Annotated in this window: 13 protein-coding genes; all 13 read right to left on the bottom strand. The window is 59.2% G+C overall.

The window, feature by feature from the left end; genetic code table 11:
- Positions 1–127: 127 nt before the first annotated feature.
- The 13 genes from ftsZ to F0155_RS15490 all read right to left on the bottom strand — a co-directional run bounded on the left by ftsZ (position 128) and on the right by F0155_RS15490 (position 17,016).
- Positions 128–1,897 carry a cell division protein FtsZ gene (gene ftsZ, locus F0155_RS15550; protein WP_150525519.1) on the bottom strand — a complete coding sequence of 590 codons (1,770 nt, stop codon included), beginning with the start codon at positions 1,895–1,897 and terminating at the stop codon, positions 128–130.
- A gap of 101 nt (positions 1,898–1,998) precedes the next feature.
- Complete coding sequence (ftsA, locus tag F0155_RS15545) at positions 1,999–3,321, bottom strand: cell division protein FtsA (protein WP_150525456.1); 1,323 nt, start codon at positions 3,319–3,321, stop codon at positions 1,999–2,001.
- On the bottom strand, positions 3,318–4,232 hold the full coding sequence (locus tag F0155_RS15540; RefSeq protein ID WP_192913824.1) for a cell division protein FtsQ/DivIB: 915 nt from the start codon (positions 4,230–4,232) through the stop codon (positions 3,318–3,320). Before F0155_RS15540 ends, ftsA begins: the two co-directional genes overlap by 4 nt.
- Positions 4,220–5,149 carry a D-alanine--D-alanine ligase gene (locus tag F0155_RS15535; RefSeq protein ID WP_150525455.1) on the bottom strand — a complete coding sequence of 310 codons (930 nt, stop codon included), beginning with the start codon at positions 5,147–5,149 and terminating at the stop codon, positions 4,220–4,222. Before F0155_RS15535 ends, F0155_RS15540 begins: the two co-directional genes overlap by 13 nt.
- A complete protein-coding gene (gene murB, locus F0155_RS15530) occupies positions 5,149–6,120 on the bottom strand; it encodes a UDP-N-acetylmuramate dehydrogenase (protein WP_150525454.1) in 972 nt (323 codons plus the stop codon). The genes F0155_RS15535 and murB overlap by 1 nt, the downstream gene beginning before the upstream one ends.
- Positions 6,117–7,532, bottom strand: a complete 1,416-nt coding sequence (gene murC / locus F0155_RS15525) for a UDP-N-acetylmuramate--L-alanine ligase (RefSeq protein WP_150525453.1) — start codon at positions 7,530–7,532, stop codon at positions 6,117–6,119. Before murC ends, murB begins: the two co-directional genes overlap by 4 nt.
- The gene (murG, locus tag F0155_RS15520) at positions 7,529–8,647 is read right to left on the bottom strand and encodes an undecaprenyldiphospho-muramoylpentapeptide beta-N-acetylglucosaminyltransferase (RefSeq protein ID WP_150525452.1); all 1,119 of its coding nucleotides are present in this window, start codon (positions 8,645–8,647) and stop codon (positions 7,529–7,531) included. The genes murC and murG overlap by 4 nt, the downstream gene beginning before the upstream one ends.
- Positions 8,648–8,663: 16 nt before the next feature.
- Entirely contained in the window at positions 8,664–9,821 is a 1,158-nt protein-coding gene (ftsW, locus tag F0155_RS15515) for a putative lipid II flippase FtsW (RefSeq protein WP_150525451.1), read from the bottom strand.
- A complete protein-coding gene (gene murD, locus F0155_RS15510; RefSeq protein ID WP_150525450.1) occupies positions 9,821–11,221 on the bottom strand; it encodes a UDP-N-acetylmuramoyl-L-alanine--D-glutamate ligase in 1,401 nt (466 codons plus the stop codon). The genes ftsW and murD overlap by 1 nt, the downstream gene beginning before the upstream one ends.
- Positions 11,222–11,225: 4 nt before the next feature.
- Positions 11,226–12,311: a phospho-N-acetylmuramoyl-pentapeptide-transferase gene (gene mraY / locus F0155_RS15505; RefSeq protein ID WP_150525449.1), complete on the bottom strand. Its 1,086-nt coding sequence runs from the start codon at positions 12,309–12,311 to the stop codon at positions 11,226–11,228.
- Between the two features lie 9 nt (positions 12,312–12,320).
- Complete coding sequence (locus tag F0155_RS15500; protein WP_150525448.1) at positions 12,321–13,751, bottom strand: UDP-N-acetylmuramoylalanyl-D-glutamyl-2,6-diaminopimelate--D-alanyl-D-alanine ligase; 1,431 nt, start codon at positions 13,749–13,751, stop codon at positions 12,321–12,323.
- Entirely contained in the window at positions 13,748–15,217 is a 1,470-nt protein-coding gene (locus F0155_RS15495) for a UDP-N-acetylmuramoyl-L-alanyl-D-glutamate--2,6-diaminopimelate ligase (RefSeq protein WP_150525447.1), read from the bottom strand. The genes F0155_RS15500 and F0155_RS15495 overlap by 4 nt, the downstream gene beginning before the upstream one ends.
- Positions 15,218–15,300: 83 nt before the next feature.
- Positions 15,301–17,016, bottom strand: coding sequence for a peptidoglycan D,D-transpeptidase FtsI family protein (locus tag F0155_RS15490; protein WP_150525446.1), 1,716 nt, complete (start codon positions 17,014–17,016; stop codon positions 15,301–15,303).
- Position 17,017: the final 1 nt, after the last annotated feature.

Raw genomic sequence — 17,017 nt, 5'->3', positions numbered from 1 at the left:
TTACGCTTTGTAACGCTGTGGATTAGCGCAAGACCATGACAAATAAGGATATTTTTAAAAAGACGAAACGGTCTGAAACGTTTTTGTTTCAGACCGTTCCATGGGGAAGCGGGGTAACGTCAGGGAATCAGTTCGCCTGACGCCGCAGGAACGCCGGGATCTCCAGCTGCTCGTCATCCGGCTGCACCATCGGCTTGGGAGCCGCACGGCCAGAAGAATCGAGCTGACCGGCAGCACCATGCATCTGCGGGCGGGCAGGACGCGGGGCCGGAGCCTGGTCCATTCTCACCTGCGGCTGCGGAGCGGCAGCCGGTGCCGCCATCGGAGCAGCATGATGATCGTCGTCTTCCATGTCTTCACGACGGCCAAGGCCGCTGGCCAGACGGCGGAGCAGACCCATCGGGCGACGCTCTTCATCATGCTCTTCATGAGTGAAGCCGCCATATTGGGCTTGCGGAGCGACGTGCTGCTGTACCGGAGCTTCGGTCGGCTGCTTTGCCATCATTTCCCGCTGGGCGATCGGCGGAAAGTCTTCCACACGCGGCATGCGCGGAGCAGCCGTATGCATTTCCGGTGCCGGCGGGATGTAAGGCTTGCTTACCGGGATCTCGGCAGCCATCGGGGCAACCGGCTCTTCTTCCATATCCAGCATCGGAGCCTGAGCTGTCATGGAACCTGCAGACGGCTGAACACGCTTGATTTCAACGTCCGGGTCAGAGGCGGTCGCAACAGCCTTGGGCTCGGGAATTGCGAGTTCACGCTCCAGGGAGGCAACAGCCTTGGCTGCGGCTTCTTCGGAGCGGGCAGTCGCCACCGGAGTAGACTGGGTCTGCGGTGCTGCAGCAGCTTTGGCCGGTGCAGCAGACGTCGTGATCGACGGAGGTGTGAAGGAGCCTAGACTGGCAGCTTGTGCCTGAGCCAGAGCCAGAGCTTCATTGTCGATGCCGGTTGCAACCACGGAAACCCGGATGATGCCATCAAGGCTCTCATCGAAGGTTGCGCCGAGGATGATGTTGGCGTCTGCGTCGACTTCCTCGCGGATACGGGTTGCAGCTTCGTCAACCTCGAACAGGGTCAGGTCGTTTCCGCCCGTGATCGAGATGAGGAGGCCCTTGGCACCCTTCATGGAGGATTCGTCAAGCAGCGGATTGGCAATCGCGGCTTCTGCGGCCTGCTGGGCGCGCTTTTCACCGCTGGCTTCGCCAGTTCCCATCATGGCCTTGCCCATGCCGCGCATGACAGAGCGCACGTCGGCAAAGTCGAGGTTGATGAGGCCTTCCTTGACCATCAGGTCGGTGATGCAGGCAACACCGGAGTAAAGCACCTGGTCAGCCATTGCGAAAGCATCGGCAAAGGTGGTCTGTGCATTGGCGATCCGGAACAGGTTCTGGTTCGGGATCACGATAAGGGTGTCGACGTTGCGCTGCAGCTCTTCAATGCCGGAGTCGGCAATGCGCATGCGGCGTGCGCCTTCAAACTGGAACGGCTTGGTAACCACACCTACCGTCAGTATACCCTGTTCGCGGGCAGCCCGAGCAATGACCGGAGCAGCGCCTGTGCCCGTGCCACCACCCATGCCGGCGGTGATGAACACCATGTGCGAACCGGACAGATGATCGTTGATTTCGTCGATCACTTCCTCGGCAGCTGCACAACCGACTTCCGGCTGGGACCCTGCGCCCAGACCTTCGGTCACCGCAACGCCCATTTGCACGAGACGTTCGGAATGGTTCATGGCAAGCGCCTGGGCGTCGGTGTTTGCGACGACAAAGTCGCAGCCCTGCAGCCCGGCAGTGATCATGTTGTTGACAGCGTTACCGCCTGCGCCACCCACACCGAAGACCGTGATGCGCGGCTTCAGCTCCTGGATGTCAGGCATCTTCAGGTTGATGGTCATGTTATCCTCGCGACCCACTTCAGCGCCCTGTTTCTGGGCACCCTGTTCTTCCCCAATATTGTCTGCCGGTACCGGCATGTCCTGCTCTTGGCTCATGATCGTCAGAAGCTTTCCCTGAGCCACTGACCCACACGAGCCAGATAGCCAGATTGTCCGCCCCACGATGATCTGCGGTTCTTGTGTTCGAACTGCTCGATCTGCGCGACTTGCGGATAGATCAGGAGGCCGACGGCCGCGGCAAACGCCGGACCTTTTGCAGCCTCGGGAAGACCGGCGACGCCCAAAGGCCGGCCAAGGCGGACATTGCGCCCAAGTACGCGGCGCGCTACTTCACTCAAACCCGTCAGCTGACTTGCCCCGCCTGTCAGCACGATCTGCTTGCCGACTTTTCCGGCAAAGCCGGAAGCCGTCAAACGATCCCGAACGAGTTCGAGAATTTCTTCCACCCGCGGACGAATGACGCGCGTCAGCGCGGATCGCGGGATCTGGTTTGGCAATTCGCTGTCACTCTCCAGCGGCGGGACAGTCAACATGTCCCGATCATCGGAGGAGCTCGACAGCGGCGACCCATGCAGGGTCTTCAAACGCTCTGCGTCCTGCACACGTGTTGCAAAGGCACGAGCAATATCGGTCGTGATGTGCTGGCCGCCGACGGCGATCGCATCGAGATGAACCATGCGGCCATCCACGAAAACGGAAAGCGTGGTCGTGCCACCGCCCATATCGATGCACGCAACGCCAAGCTCGGCTTCGTCATCCACCAGAGTGGAAAGGCCGCTGGCGAATGGTGTGGCAACAAGCGTTTCCACCCGCAGATGGCCCCGATTGATGCAAAGCTCGAGATTACGCACCGGCGGAACCTCGTTGGTCACCACCTGCATGTCGACGCCAAGCTTCATGCCCATCATGCCGCGCGGATCGCGGATACCGCGGTTCCCGTCGAGCGAATAGGAAATCGGCAGGGCGTGCGAAACCGTCCGGCCTTCGGTGACCGAATGGGTGGAGCCTGCAGACAACACGCGCTGAATATCGCCTTCGGTGACGCTTTCACCAGCAAGCGGCACGGTTGCGCTGAAAATCTCGCTCTGCAGCCGACCGCAGCTGACATTGGCGATCAGGGATTCAACGGTAACGCCCGCCATCCGCTCTGCCGCATCCACGGCAAGGCGCACGGCCTGTTCGGCGGAATCCATGTCGACAACGACACCGGACTTTATGCCGCGAGAGCGCTGATAACCGTAGCCCAGAACCTCGATCGAATGCGTGCGGCCAACCATGACGCCCGTCTCTTCGCGCGGGGTCAATTTGGCGATCAGGCAGCAAACCTTGGTCGAGCCGATATCCAGAACCGAAAGAACCACTGCACGGCGTGTCGGCAGCGGGCGCATCTTCGGCAGGTAAAGTGCGGAACGGGGCGTTGTCATGTATCCCTCCGCATCTTGACCAGACGGCCATCGGTATCTGTGAGTTCCTTGCGCCGTTTGGCCGCATCGTCGGACAGACGCACAACCACACGGTCAGGCAAACGCATGTCGACGGCAACGATATCGCGGCTTAACAGGCCGTTTTCCGCATCCATGTCGACCAGATCTGCCAGGGCCCGACTGTAGTTCTCTTCCGGCAATCGAATTGAAATTCCATTTTCAAGCATAAGATCCCAACGCCGGTCGCTGACCAGAATGGCCGCGCGAACGCGGGGACGAAGTTCGGGAACCATGTTCAGCGCATCCAGGATTTCACTGGCCCGGCGGTTGGCACCATGGTTCATGACAAGAAGAAGATTTGCATAGCGGCCGTCGACATCGTCGGTGATCACATCACCTTCACGATTGACGATGGACACCGTCTCGCCCCGCTGCCACAGAACGAAGGGCTCGCGTTCCTGGATGGTCACCTGCAAGGTGCTCGGATAGAGTTTCATCACCGATGCATTCTTGACCCAGGCGATCTTCGACAGACGCTGGCGCGCTTCCTCGACATCGAAGAGAACCAGAGACGATCCTTCCTCGATTTCCAGAGCCTCAAGGATCTGGAATTCGTTGGTTTCCAGCTGGCCGGACAGCTTCACACTCTCGATCCCGAGACCGGAGGAGCTGAGCAGGCTGTCAGCGACGAGACGACCGTGGCCGCCGAGAATGATGCCGTAGGTGACGGTCAGCGTCAGGAAACCGAGTGCGGCTGCAGACCCGGTCCACCGGGGCAGCTCACTCAGGCGCCCAACCGCCCGCCAGAGGGGTTGACGCTTGAGACGTGAGACGCCACGCCCCCGCGGAGCCAGTTCGGCTTCCAGCGGGGTCAGGTATCCCCAATCAGATTTGCGCCTTAACGACAGCAACTCGCTTCCTCAACCATCCAACTGACCAGGTCGACGTAACTCATCCCTTCATGTTCGGCCATTTCGGGCACGAGGGAGGTTGGCGTCATGCCGGGTTGTGTATTCACTTCAAGGCAGATCAGGGTTCCGGTACCGTCTTCCTTCTCATCAAATCGGAAGTCGGCCCGTGAGACACCACGGCATCCCAGAGCCTGATGCGCCTTAACGGACAGTTTCTGTATTTCTTGGTAAACAAAGGGTGAAGTTTTTGCAGGAAGAATGTGTTTTGAACCACCTTCCGCATATTTTGCATCAAAATCGTAGAAGCTGTGGCCCGTTGGCACCACCTCAATAACACCAAGGGCCCTGTCACCCATGACACCACAGGTCAATTCGCGACCCGAAATGAATTTTTCGCACATTAATTCATCAGGATAGGGCCAATCGGGGCGAGTCAGTTCCTGCGGCGGATACTCCTGATCCTCCTTGACGATCAGAACCCCGAAACTCGATCCCTCGTTGATCGGCTTGATCACATAGGGCGGTTTCATGGGGTGCTCACGGCCGACCTGATGCCGGTTAACAATTAAGTGTTCGGTAACCGGAACTCCGGCCGCTGCCATCACCGCCTTGGCCTTCACCTTGTTCATGGCAAGTGCCGACGCCATCACACCGGAATGGGTGTAAGGGATCTCCAGAACCTCAAGAATACCCTGAATGCAGCCGTCTTCGCCGAAGGGGCCATGCAGGGCGTTAAACGCCACATCGGGGCGCAAATCCGCCAGAACAGCTGCAATATTGCGGCCTACATCGACCCGGGTCACCTTGTACCCGCCCTTCTCGAGCGCCTTGGCACACCCTTCCCCACTGGACAGGCTCACGGGGCGTTCATTCACCCATCCGCCCATCAGGACAGCGACATGTTTCTGCTTTGTCATCAGGCGGTCTCCCCGGCTTGTCCCAGAAATGGCTGGATGGGTCCTTCAGGACCGAACTGCCCCAGCCGCTTGATTTCCCACTCAAGGCGAACGCCGCTGTCAGCCAGCGCGCGTGCCCGAACGGTTTCACCGAGCAATTCCAGATCATGACCCGTCGCCGTGCCTGTATTGATCATGAAATTGCAATGCATTTCAGACATTTGGGCACCACCGATGGTCAGGCCACGGCAGCCGGCAGCATCAACCACCTTCCACGCGGAATTGCCCGGCGGGTTCTTGAAGGTCGACCCTCCGGTTTTTTCCCGAATAGGCTGCGCCTTTTCACGATGGTCCTGAACTTCAGCCATTTCCCTGCGAATTGTTGCCTCGTCAGACGGTACACCCTCAAGAACGGCACTGGTAAAGATCAGGTCTTTCGGCGCTCCCGAATGCCGATAGGCGTATTTCATGTCGGCATTGGAGAGCACATGACGACGCCCCTGGCGGTCAATCGCAGTCAGCTCGACCAGCCGTTCGCAAGTCTCCGTACCATGGGCCCCGGCATTCATCCGCAGGGCCCCACCGAGCGCACCGGGAATACCGAAATAGAACGCAAATCCACCAAGACCCGCCTGGGCCGCAGCTTCTGCCAGACGCTTGTCCGGAACGGCTGCGCCTGCCTTGAGGCGATTGCCAGCAAGGGTCTCTATCCCTCCGAACCCCTTGGCGCTCAGGCGGATAACAACGCCCTCAAGGCCGCCATCGCGGATCAGAAGGTTGGAACCAAGCCCCACAGGCAGCACCGGAACATCTTCCGGCAACTTGGCAAGAAACTGGGCGAGATCCTCTTCGTCAGCCGGCTGGAACAGGAGCTGTGCACGGCCTCCGGTCCGAAACCAGGTGATGCTGGCGAGCGACTGGTTTGATGTCAGCTTGCCGCGTGTTCCCTCGGCAAGCTCCGGATGCTGTTCCAGAAGGTCCGGAAAACTCACTTCCCGCCCCCTTTCAGCTCTTCAAGTTGCTTGGGAAGGGCATAGGCCCACTGGGTAATGCTTCCAGCGCCAAGGCAAATCACGAAGTCTTCCGACTCCGCCAGCGCCGACACGATCCCGGCCAGTTCGCTCGGGTCTTCGATCGTCTGAACGGACCTGTGACCACGGGTCTTGAGGCCGGATGCCAGATCCTGATGGGAAGCCCCTTCGATCGGCTGTTCGCCCGCAGCATAAACGGGTGCAACAATCACGTTGTCCGCATCGTTGAAGCAGCTGGAAAAGTCATCGAACAAGCTTTGCAGGCGTGTATATCTGTGTGGCTGTACGATTGCGATGACCTTGCCCTTTGTGGACTGGCGAGCCGCATGGAGTACCGCCTTGATCTCGACCGGATGGTGGCCGTAGTCGTCATAGACGTGAACCCCGTCAACGCTGCCCGTATGGGTGAAGCGACGCTTCACACCACCAAAGCCGGAAATACCGGCCCGGATGGCGTCCGGAGCAACACCAAGCTGGGTGGCAACCGCAATCGCCGCCGTCACGTTGGACACATTGTGGAGACCGGGCATCGGCAGGACCAGATTGTCGAGCACTGTTTCCGAGCCTGACCGGCGATCACGGATGGTCACGGTGAAGGCTGACTTGCCACCATCCATGGTAACATTCGAGAAGCGCACATCCGCCTGCGGGTTTGCGCCATAGGTCACGATGCGGCGGTCGATGATCGTGCCGACCATCGTCTGCACTTCAGGATGATCAAGGCACATCACGGCAAAGCCGTAGAACGGTACGTTCTCGACAAACTGCCGGAACGCGGCCTTCACGCCGTCGAAGTTGCCATAATGATCCAGATGCTCGGGATCGATGTTGGTAACGATAGCAATGTCGGCTGGCAGCTTCACGAACGTTCCATCGCTCTCGTCTGCCTCGACGACCATCCATTCACCTGCCCCCATTCGGGCATTGGTGCCATAAGCGTTGATGATACCGCCGTTGATGACCGTCGGATCAAGACCGCCCGCATCCAGCAGCGCAGCCACCATGGAAGTCGTCGTGGTCTTGCCATGCGTGCCGCCGATTGCGACCGCTTGCTTGAAGCGCATCAGTTCGGCGAGCATTTCCGCCCGGCGCACGACCGGGATCAGCTTTTCACGGGCAGCAACGAGTTCCGGATTGTCCTTCTTGATGGCAGAAGAAACGACCACGACCTCGGCATTTCCAAGATTTTCGGCAGCATGGCCAACCGTGACGGAGATGCCATTGTCGCGCAGACGCTGCACGTTGGCATTCTCCGACATGTCGGACCCCTGAACCTCATAGCCGAGGGTCTTCAGCACCTCGGCGATGCCGCTCATGCCAATCCCGCCGATCCCGACAAAATGAACCGGCCCGATATCCTGCGGCATCTTCATGCGCCGTCTCCCTTATTTCCCTTGGCGTTGGTAGCGACTGTCTCGACCAAGTCCGCCAATCTTTTGACTGCGTCGGGTTTTCCGACTGATAGTGCGTTTTGCGCGGCCCGCGCCAAAAGACCCGGCTCCGCCGCGAATCTGGAAAGTTCCTGTGCCAATCTCTCCGCCGTCAGGTCTGACTGACGGATGGGCCACCCGGCGCCAACATTCTCAAGAAGCTTCGCATTTGCCGCCTGATCCTGATCCAGCGATCCGGGAAGCGGCACGAGGATGGACGGTCGTCCGAGAACGGCCAGTTCGCTCACCGTGCCTGCACCGGATCGGCAAATGACAAGGTGCGACGCCGCAATGCGCGCCGGCATATCCGTGAAAAAGGCCGCGAGGTCAGCGTCCAGCCCCATGGCCTTGTAGGCCGCGCTCACCCGATCCAGATCTTCCGGACGGCACTGCTGAACAATTTGAAACCGCGAACGAACATCTTCTGGCAGAAGCGCAATGGCTTGCGGCAGAAGATCGGAGAAAAAGCGTGCGCCTTGTGATCCGCCGAAGACTAGCAGGTGGATCGGTCCGCCATCTTGCGGCGAAATGTAAGCTTTGCCGGACGCTTCAATGACCGCATCACGAACCGGGTTGCCGGTTTCGGTGATCTTGGCAGAAAAGGCGGGATCGGAATTGCTCAGCGGGATGCTTGTTGCAATGGCTGTTGCGCCTTTTGCCAGCATCTTGTTGGCCCGCCCCATCACACCATTCGCCTCATGCAGAATGGACGGTGTGCCGGTCATGCGGGCAGCAAACATCGGCGGAAACGTCGGATACCCACCAAATCCGACAACGATATCGGGCTTGAAGGCCTTGATCACTGCGCGTGCCTGCAGGGTTCCTTTCACCAGGCTGACAGCGGTTTTCAATAGGGCGACCGGAGAGCGGCCACGCACTGTGGCAGATTCAATAATGTGCGTCTTGCGAGCGGGAAACTCGGATCCGTATTTGTCCGCCCGCTCGTCGGTGGCAAGTTCAACCACATGACCACGGCGCCCAAGCTCGCTTGCCAGAGCCTGTGCGGGAAACAGGTGACCACCGGTCCCGCCCGCTGTGAGTAGAATGTGTTTTGTCATCGGGGGACTGGGGTCCTCACATGAGACTGGATGGAGACAGACGGGAAACCGTTACGACTTCGCTTCGGGTGGGACGCGGCCTGGATCGGGTCAGGGCAAGCAAGGCCCCGGCCAGCATGGCCGTCGAGATGATGGACGTTCCGCCATAGGAGACGAAAGGAAGCGTCATGCCCTTGGGCGGAATGAGGTTGAGGTTCACGGCCAGATTGATCGAGGCCTGAAGGCCGAACAGAACCGTGAGACCTGCCGTGGCCAGCCGCGCAAAGGCATCCTGCTCCCGACTGGCATGGCGAAGACCGCGCACGACGATGAAGGCAAAGACACAGAGCAACAGGATGCAGGCAATGGCGCCGAATTCTTCTCCGATCACCGCGAAGACGAAGTCAGCATGGCTATCTGGAAGGATACGTTTCACAGTCCCTTCGCCCGGCCCTCGTCCGAACCAGCCTCCGGCCAGAAACGCGTCCATTGCGGTATCGACCTGAAACGTGTCGCCGGAGTGCGGATCAAGGAACCGGTCGACGCGCTCTGTCACGTGCGGAAGGAAGACATAGGCGGCAACAAGCCCCAACACGCCGACAAGACCAAGCGCTATGATCAGCACCCACGAAATCCCGTTGAGGAAGAACAGCGCCGCCCAGGTCGTCCCGAGCAGCATCGTCTGCCCGAAGTCGGGCTGGGCAATCAAAAGCGCGGCACAGATGGCAAACAGCAGAAAAGCGAAGAGAACGCCGGGAACTTCCCGCCTGCGCCCGCTTTCGGACAGAAGGAAGGCCACCAGAATGATGAAGGCTGGCTTGAGGAACTCCGACGGCTGAACCGAGAAGCCGGCGATATAGATCCAGCGCCGCGCACCCTTCGTTTCAAAACCGAAGAACAGCGTCGCAACAAGCAACACGATGGCAACAATGAAGGTGACCAGTGCGGCGCGGCGGATCAGCCGCGGCGAGAGGAGCGAGGCTCCAATGATGATGATGATGGACGGGATCAGGAACAGCGCCTGTCGCTTGACGAAATAGAACGGCTCCAGGCCGATCCGTTCCGCCACGGGGGGGCTTGCCGCAAAGGAAAAGACCACGCCGCTCATGAGAAGGATTCCGAAGGCCGCCAGCAAATAGTGGTCGACTGTCCAGAACCATTCAGCAAAGCGGCTGCGATCGGCGCGGCTGACCATCAGGCGACCTCCTGCCCCTCGTTCCCGTTCAACAGTTTTCGAACAGCTTCGGCAAACGCCGCACCCCGAAGCTCGAAGTTCCCATACTGGTCAAATGACGCACATGCAGGCGACAACAGAACAGCAATCTCGTTTGCAGCATCGGCGCGCGCATCAGAGGTTGCCTGCGCCACTGCCTTGTCCATTGTGCCGGACATTGTATAGACAACATGACCTTTCAGCGTCTGGCCGAATTGTTCTGCCGCTTCGCCGATCAGATAGGCTTTCGCGATCCGCGGCCAGTATTGATCGAGAGAGGCGATCCCGCCCTCCTTGGGCTTGCCACCGGCGATCCAGTAGATTCGGTCGAAACTTGCAAGCGCACGAGCAGCCGCATCCGCATTGGTCGCCTTTGAATCATTGACGAAAAGAATGCGACCGGACCGACCGACCACTTCCATGCGGTGATGCAGGCCGGGGAAGGATTTCAGCCCTTCCACGACCTTGTCCCGGTCTATGTTGAGAACCGTCAGGGCTGCAAAAGCAGCAGCCGCATTCTGGCCGTTGTGATCACCGCGCAAACTGTCGATCCCGGTCAGGACAGCGACCTGCTTCTGCGTCCCGTCATAGGCCTCATAGAGTTTGCCGTTATGGGCATAGACCCCGTCGGGAATTTCGAACGCACCGGAAATCCTGCAGACAGGCTTTCTGGCCAGCTCAAGACGGTCGACAATCATCGTCGACATGCGGTCATCAACCCCGACGATGGCAATCTTTGCACCCGCGACCAGCCGTTCCTTGATCGCAGCATAGTGGTCCATCGTGCCATGCCGGTCGAGATGATCCGGCGACAGGTTCATGTGGATGCCGATGGTGGGATCGAGGGTCGGCGCCAGATCTATCTGATAGGACGAACACTCAATGACGTAATGGCGTTCGGAATGAAACGGCTCCAGCTCCAGCAAGGGCGTTCCGATATTGCCGCCCATCTGGGTGTCCTTGCCAGCAGCTTTCAAGAGATGGGCAATCAGCGCTGTTGTGGTGGACTTGCCATTGGTTCCCGTGATGGCAATGACAGGCGCATCCGGGCAGACCTTCCGCCGTTCACGAAAGAACAGCTCCACATCGCCGATCACCTCGATGCCTGCGTCGCGGGCCTTGTCCACGGTCCAGTGCGGCACGGGATGCGTCAACGGCACGCCGGGAGCCAATATCAGTGCATCAAAGCGCGACCAGTCAGCTGTGTTCAGGTCTTCGACCTCAAGCTTCTTGGTCTTGGCAGCAACCACGCGCGCCAATGCATCATCCCAGCAAGTGACCTGACATCCTCCGTCGACAAGCGCCTTTGCGGTCGAAAGACCGGACGCCCCGAGGCCGAAAAGGGCAACGTGTTTCCCGGCAAATGAGGTGATCGGGATCATGCGGTTACCTCAGCTTCAAGGTGGCAAGGCCAACAAGCGCCAGAACCACGGCAATGATCCAGAACCGGATCACGATCTGGGATTCCGTCCAGCCATGATACTCGAAATGGTGATGGATCGGCGCCATGCGGAAAACACGCTTGCCGGTGAGCTTGAACGACAGGACCTGCACGATCACAGACACCGCTTCGAGCACGAACAGACCGCCAATGATGGCCAGAACAATCTCGTGCTTGGTAGCAACCGCAATCGCTCCGATCATGCCACCAAGGGCAAGAGAACCGGTGTCCCCCATGAAAATTGCGGCCGGAGGAGCGTTGAACCAGAGAAATCCGAGACCTGCCCCCATAACAGCACCGGCGATGACGGCCAGTTCGCCGGTTCCCGGCACATGGTGGATCTGAAGATATTCGGCAAAGACGGCGTTACCGGACAAATAGGCAATCAGGCCGAAGGAAGCACAGGCGATCATCACCGGGACAATAGCCAGACCATCGAGGCCATCGGTCAGGTTCACCGCATTCCCGGCACCAACCATCACGAAGGCTGCAAAAGGAATGAAGAACAGTCCGAGATTGAGCGTCAGATCCTTGAGAAACGGAAAGGCGATGGACGTCGAGAACGGTGCATTGTCAAGAACAGTCACTGCATAAGCGGCCAGGCCGGCAATCAGGAACTCAAGACCAAGGCGGGCCTTGCTGCCGAAGCCTTTGTGCGATGCCTTCGTCACCTTCAGGTAGTCGTCATAGAACCCGATCAGACCAAAGCCGAGCGTGACCCCGATCACCACCCAGACATACGGGTTGCTGAGATCGGCCCACAGGAGCGCTGCGACGAGCGCCCCGGACAGGATCATCAACCCGCCCATTGTGGGTGTGCCCTTCTTTGTCAGAAGGTGACCCTGGGGACCATCTTCGCGGATCGGCTGGCCATGGCCCTGACGCACGCGCAGGCTGGAAATGATCTTCGGGCCAAACAGAAACACAAAGATGAGCGCTGTCATGATCGAGGCGCCTGTCCGGAACGTGATGTACCGGAATACGTTCAGGGCCGAAACTTGGTTGGCGAATTCGCCAAGATAATAAAACATCGTCCGTCCTCAACCCGCCGCGCTGTCATCTTTCGGTGGGTATTGCGTTTTCAAAGCGTCAACCAGCGGACCCATTTTGGTTCCAAGGGAACCCTTGATCATGATCACGTCACCCGGCTTGACTTCCTGGAGCAACCGATCCTCCAGATCAGCCGCCTGCTCCGCATACATCACCCGAAGCCGTTGCGGAACCCTCTCCCAGAGCTTGCGCATATGCGGCCCGGCACAGAAAACCGCATCCGCATTTGAAGCAAGCAGCGGATCGGCAAGCTCTGCGTGTAGCCGATCGGAATCCTCGCCCAGCTCCCGCATGTCCCCCAGCACGGCGATCCGGCGTCCGGGCGGAACAACTTGCGCTTCGCCCAGAACGGAAAGCGCTGCCCGCATGGAAGCCGGATTTGCGTTGTAGCTCTCGTCGAGAAGTTCTGCCGTTCCCTCGCCCAGATGCAGGACCGTGATCTCCCCGCGCCCTTTGGGTGCATGCATGGTCGCCAGAGCCTTCCCAGCCTGGGACAGGCTGGCGCCCAGTTCAACAACGGCTGTCAGAACCGCAAGGCTGTTCTGCACATGATGCCTGCCGCCAGCACCGATCGTGTAGGAAATTTCCTCGCCCAGAATACGGGCCCGAACGGCTGAGCTACCCGCTTGCGGACGAATGGATTCGGTAAAGGAATCTGCGTTCTGCGTTTCGCCGAACGTCCTGATCTCGTTGATGTTCTCGGCCTTCGCGAGGAACATTAAAAGATCGAACTGATTGTTGTCCCGGTTGAGGATGGCAACACCGCCAGGTTCCAGCCCCTTGAAGATTTCCGCCTTGGCCTTGGCTATGTGCTCAACGGATTCAAAGAATTCCAGATGCACGGCCTGAACCGTGGTGATGATCGCAACATGAGGGCGGACCATCTTGACCAGCGGTGTGATTTCGTTCGGTGCGCTCATGCCGATTTCAAAAACGCCGTAGTCAACGTCTGCTGGCATGCGCGCGAGCGTCAGCGGAACGCCCCAGTGGTTGTTGAACGATGCGACCGAGGCATGCACTTTTCCCGAAGCGCCAAGTGTCAGCCGTAGAGCTTCTTTCGTGCCCGTCTTGCCCACGGAGCCGGTGACGGCGACAATCCGCGCATTGCTGCGCGCCCGCGACGCAACGGCCAGACGTTCCATCGCCTTCAACGGATCATCGACAACCAGATAGCGACCGCCCTTTGGCAATCCGTCATATTTATCGACGGAAATGACCGCGACAGACGCGCCCTTCTCAAGAGCCATGCCGACGAAATCATGTCCGTCGAACCGATCTCCCTTGATGGCAAAGAAGGTTTCCCCTTCGGTGATCGTCCGCGTATCGATCGAAATTCCCGTGATTTCCGCACCAAGGTCACCCCTTGGCGTGCCACCAGCGCCCGCGACAAAATCCTCTCGGGTCCACAATGGTGCGCTCATTCCGCATCCCCCAATGAAAGTGCTTCGGCCACGGCTTCGTGATCCGAAAATGGAAGAACGGTCTTGCCTACAATCTGGCCGGTTTCGTGACCTTTCCCGGCAACGCACAGAATATCCCCGGACTTCAGCCGCCGAACCCCTTCGCGAATGGCCTCAAGTCGATCACCAATTTCCAGCGCATCGGGCGCCCCGCGCAACACCGCCTTGCGAATGGTTGCCGGGTCTTCCGTTCGCGGATTGTCATCGGTCACGATCACCAGATCCGCGCGCTCTGCGGAGACCCGCCCCATGATTTCCCGTTTGCCCGGATCCCGGTCGCCACCGGCCCCGATGACCACGGACAGCTTTCCGGTCGCAAAGGGGCGAAGGGCTGCAAGCGCATTGTCGAGAGCTTCCGGCTTGTGGGCGTAGTCAACATAGACAGCCCCGCCGGATTTGGAGCGACCGATGAATTCAAGGCGGCCCGGAGCGCCCTTCAGACGTTCAAGCGCACGGATCGCCGTTTCAGCTTCTACTCCGGCACAAATGCAAAGGCCGGCGGCAATCAGTGCATTGGAGACCTGAAAGCGGCCGATGAGCGGCAATGTCACAGTATGCGTTTCGCCATCCGCCTCAAGTTCCAGCTCCTGACCGGAGGCTGAGGCGCGCAGCGACTTGAGGCGAAGCCCGGCCCCCTGCTCTCCAACGGAATAGACGGGCAGCGAACGGCTTTTTGCGACCTCGATCACCCGATCGGCATAAGCCTCAGCCGGGTCTACCACCACCGGTGATCCAGAGGGCAGCAAGTTCTGGAAAAGACGAAGCTTGGCCTGAAGATAGTCCTCGACCGTTGGATGATAATCCATGTGATCGCGGCCAAGGTTAGTGAACCCTGCAGCCGCAATCCGTACGCCATCCAGACGGTGCTGATCCAGACCATGGCTGGATGCCTCAAGCGCAGCATGGGTAACACCACTGCGAGACAGACGGGCAAGTTCCGCGTGAAGGGATACGGGATCAGGTGTGGTCAGGCCACCATAGCTTTGGCCATCTGCGGTTACCGTACCAAGCGTTCCAAGGCTTGCAGCGGCGTGGCCTGCCGCCTGAAAGATCTGGCGCGCGAAATGGGCAACCGATGTCTTGCCCGCCGTTCCGGTCACGGCGACCATGATATCCGGTTGACGCCCATAGAAGCGCGCAGCCATGAGAGCAAAGTCCCGGCGCGGCTCCTCGCTGGACAGGATGGAAATACCTGCGGGCAATTGGGAAGAAAGCCGCTCGACACTTTCGGGAGCACACAAGATGGCCGATGCGCCAGACGCCACGGCCTTGGCGGCAAAATCAGCCCCATCGACATGAGTGCCCTTCAGGGCGGCAAAAAGGAAACCCGGCTCTACGGCACGGCTATCGGCAGTCAGCCCGGTAATGCTGACATCATTGGCGCCAGCCGGGACAGTCAGTCCGGCAGCAAGATGTGAAAGGTGCATGGCATCCGATCATTCGGTTTGTGCGTCGTCTAGGCTCAAGGACCCGAATACCGGCTGCGACCCCGTCGAATCCCTTTGCCACCTTAATAGGATATTTCGATTGTATCTTCTCCCTCACCAAAGCGTGGCAATACGCCCAACATTGGTGCCGCGCGACGAATGATTGCCCCGACTGTGGGAGCCGCATTCAAACCTGCCGTGGCGCCGATGCCTTCCCGCTCCGGCTTCGGCTCATCAATGACAACAAGAACCACATAACGCGGATCATTCATCGGGAAGGCCGACAGGAACGTATTGCGGCGTTTGTTGCTCACATAGCGGCCATTTTCAATCTTTTCCGCCGTGCCGGTCTTGCCGCCAACCACATATCCAGAGACTTCGGCGCGTTTGCCCGAGCCAGACAGGACGTTCAGGCGGAACAGGTAACGCATCACCTTACTGACCTTCGGCGAAATGACCTGCTTTGCCAGTCCGTCTGCCTCTTCCTGGCTGCGCGGGAAGAAGGTCGGCGGGATGAGCTTGCCACCATTCACCATAGCGGCAGCGGCAACGGCGGTCTGCATGGGCGTTACGGAGATCCCGTGCCCGAAGGAAATGGTCATCGCCGCCAGATCGTTCCATTTCGGCGGCAGCAACGGCGTCGCATTTTCAGGCAGCTCGGTTTCCAGACGCTTGGTCAGGCCGATCCGTTCCATGAACTCCTGCTGCTGGGCAACGCCGGTTGCCAGCATCATCTTTGCCGTTCCGATGTTGGACGAGTAGATGAAGATTTCAGGGACCGAGAGAATGCGGTTCTTGCCGTGGAAGTCGGAGATCGTGCGCCCTGCAGCCCGGATCGGGCGCGTCGCATCGAAGCTGTCGTTGACAGACACCCGGCCGGAATCAAGCGCCATCGCCGTGGTGAAGGCCTTGAAGACCGACCCCATCTCGAAGACACCGCCGGTTGCCCGGTTCAGACGGTCTTTTTCCAGCGCCTGCGAACGATCGTTCGGATCATAATCCGGCAGCGAAGACATAGCGACGACCTCGCCGGTCTTTGCATCCAGCACGATCCCGACAGCAGCAATTGCCCGGTAACGTTCCATCGCCTTGGACAGCTCATCGCGCACCACATGCTGGACGCGCAGATCAACCGCAAGACTGACAGGCTCCATCGGCTTGCCAGCGGTGAAACCAATCGACTGGAGATCGGCAAGCCATTGGCTGTCGACGTATTTCTCGACACCGGCAAGGCCCTGATTGTCAATGTTCACGGAGCCGACAATATGTCCTGCGGTCGGGCCGCCGGGATAAAATCTCTGGTTCTCGGACAAGAAGCCGATGCCCGGAATGCCGAGATTATGGATGGCATCCGCCTGCGCAGGGCTCAGCTCCCGCTTCAGCCAGACGAACCCGGCCTTGCTTTCCAGACGGCGACGGATGATCGGCGTATTCAGCTCGGGCAGAATGCCGGTGATGCCCTCATAGGCTTCATCGATATCGATGATGCGGCGCGGTTCCGCGTAAAGGGATGCGGTCTTGATGTCTGTAGCGAGGATCTCGCCATTGCGGTCCAGAAGATCGGGACGACTAGCCGCAATCGTATCCTGCGCGGAAATCCAGGCGGAAGACGGCGCTTCATCCATCTGGGCCAGATGCACCAGCCGCGCACCCATCATCACATAAACAGCCGCAAAAGCTGCCATGGCCAGGAAGACACGGGATTTGACCTGACTTGACGAAACCGAGCCAACCACGTGGCTGCTGTGTGCCGGTCGCCGGATTTGCAGGAAGGAGGTGTGTTCATCCATTACAGTCATG

It is taken from the genome of Roseibium sediminis, assembly GCF_008711325.1.
In the GTDB taxonomy this organism is placed as follows: domain Bacteria; phylum Pseudomonadota; class Alphaproteobacteria; order Rhizobiales; family Stappiaceae; genus Roseibium; species Roseibium sediminis.
Note: the sequence above shows the minus strand (reverse complement) of the source record. Positions and strands in the feature narration are given on the sequence as shown.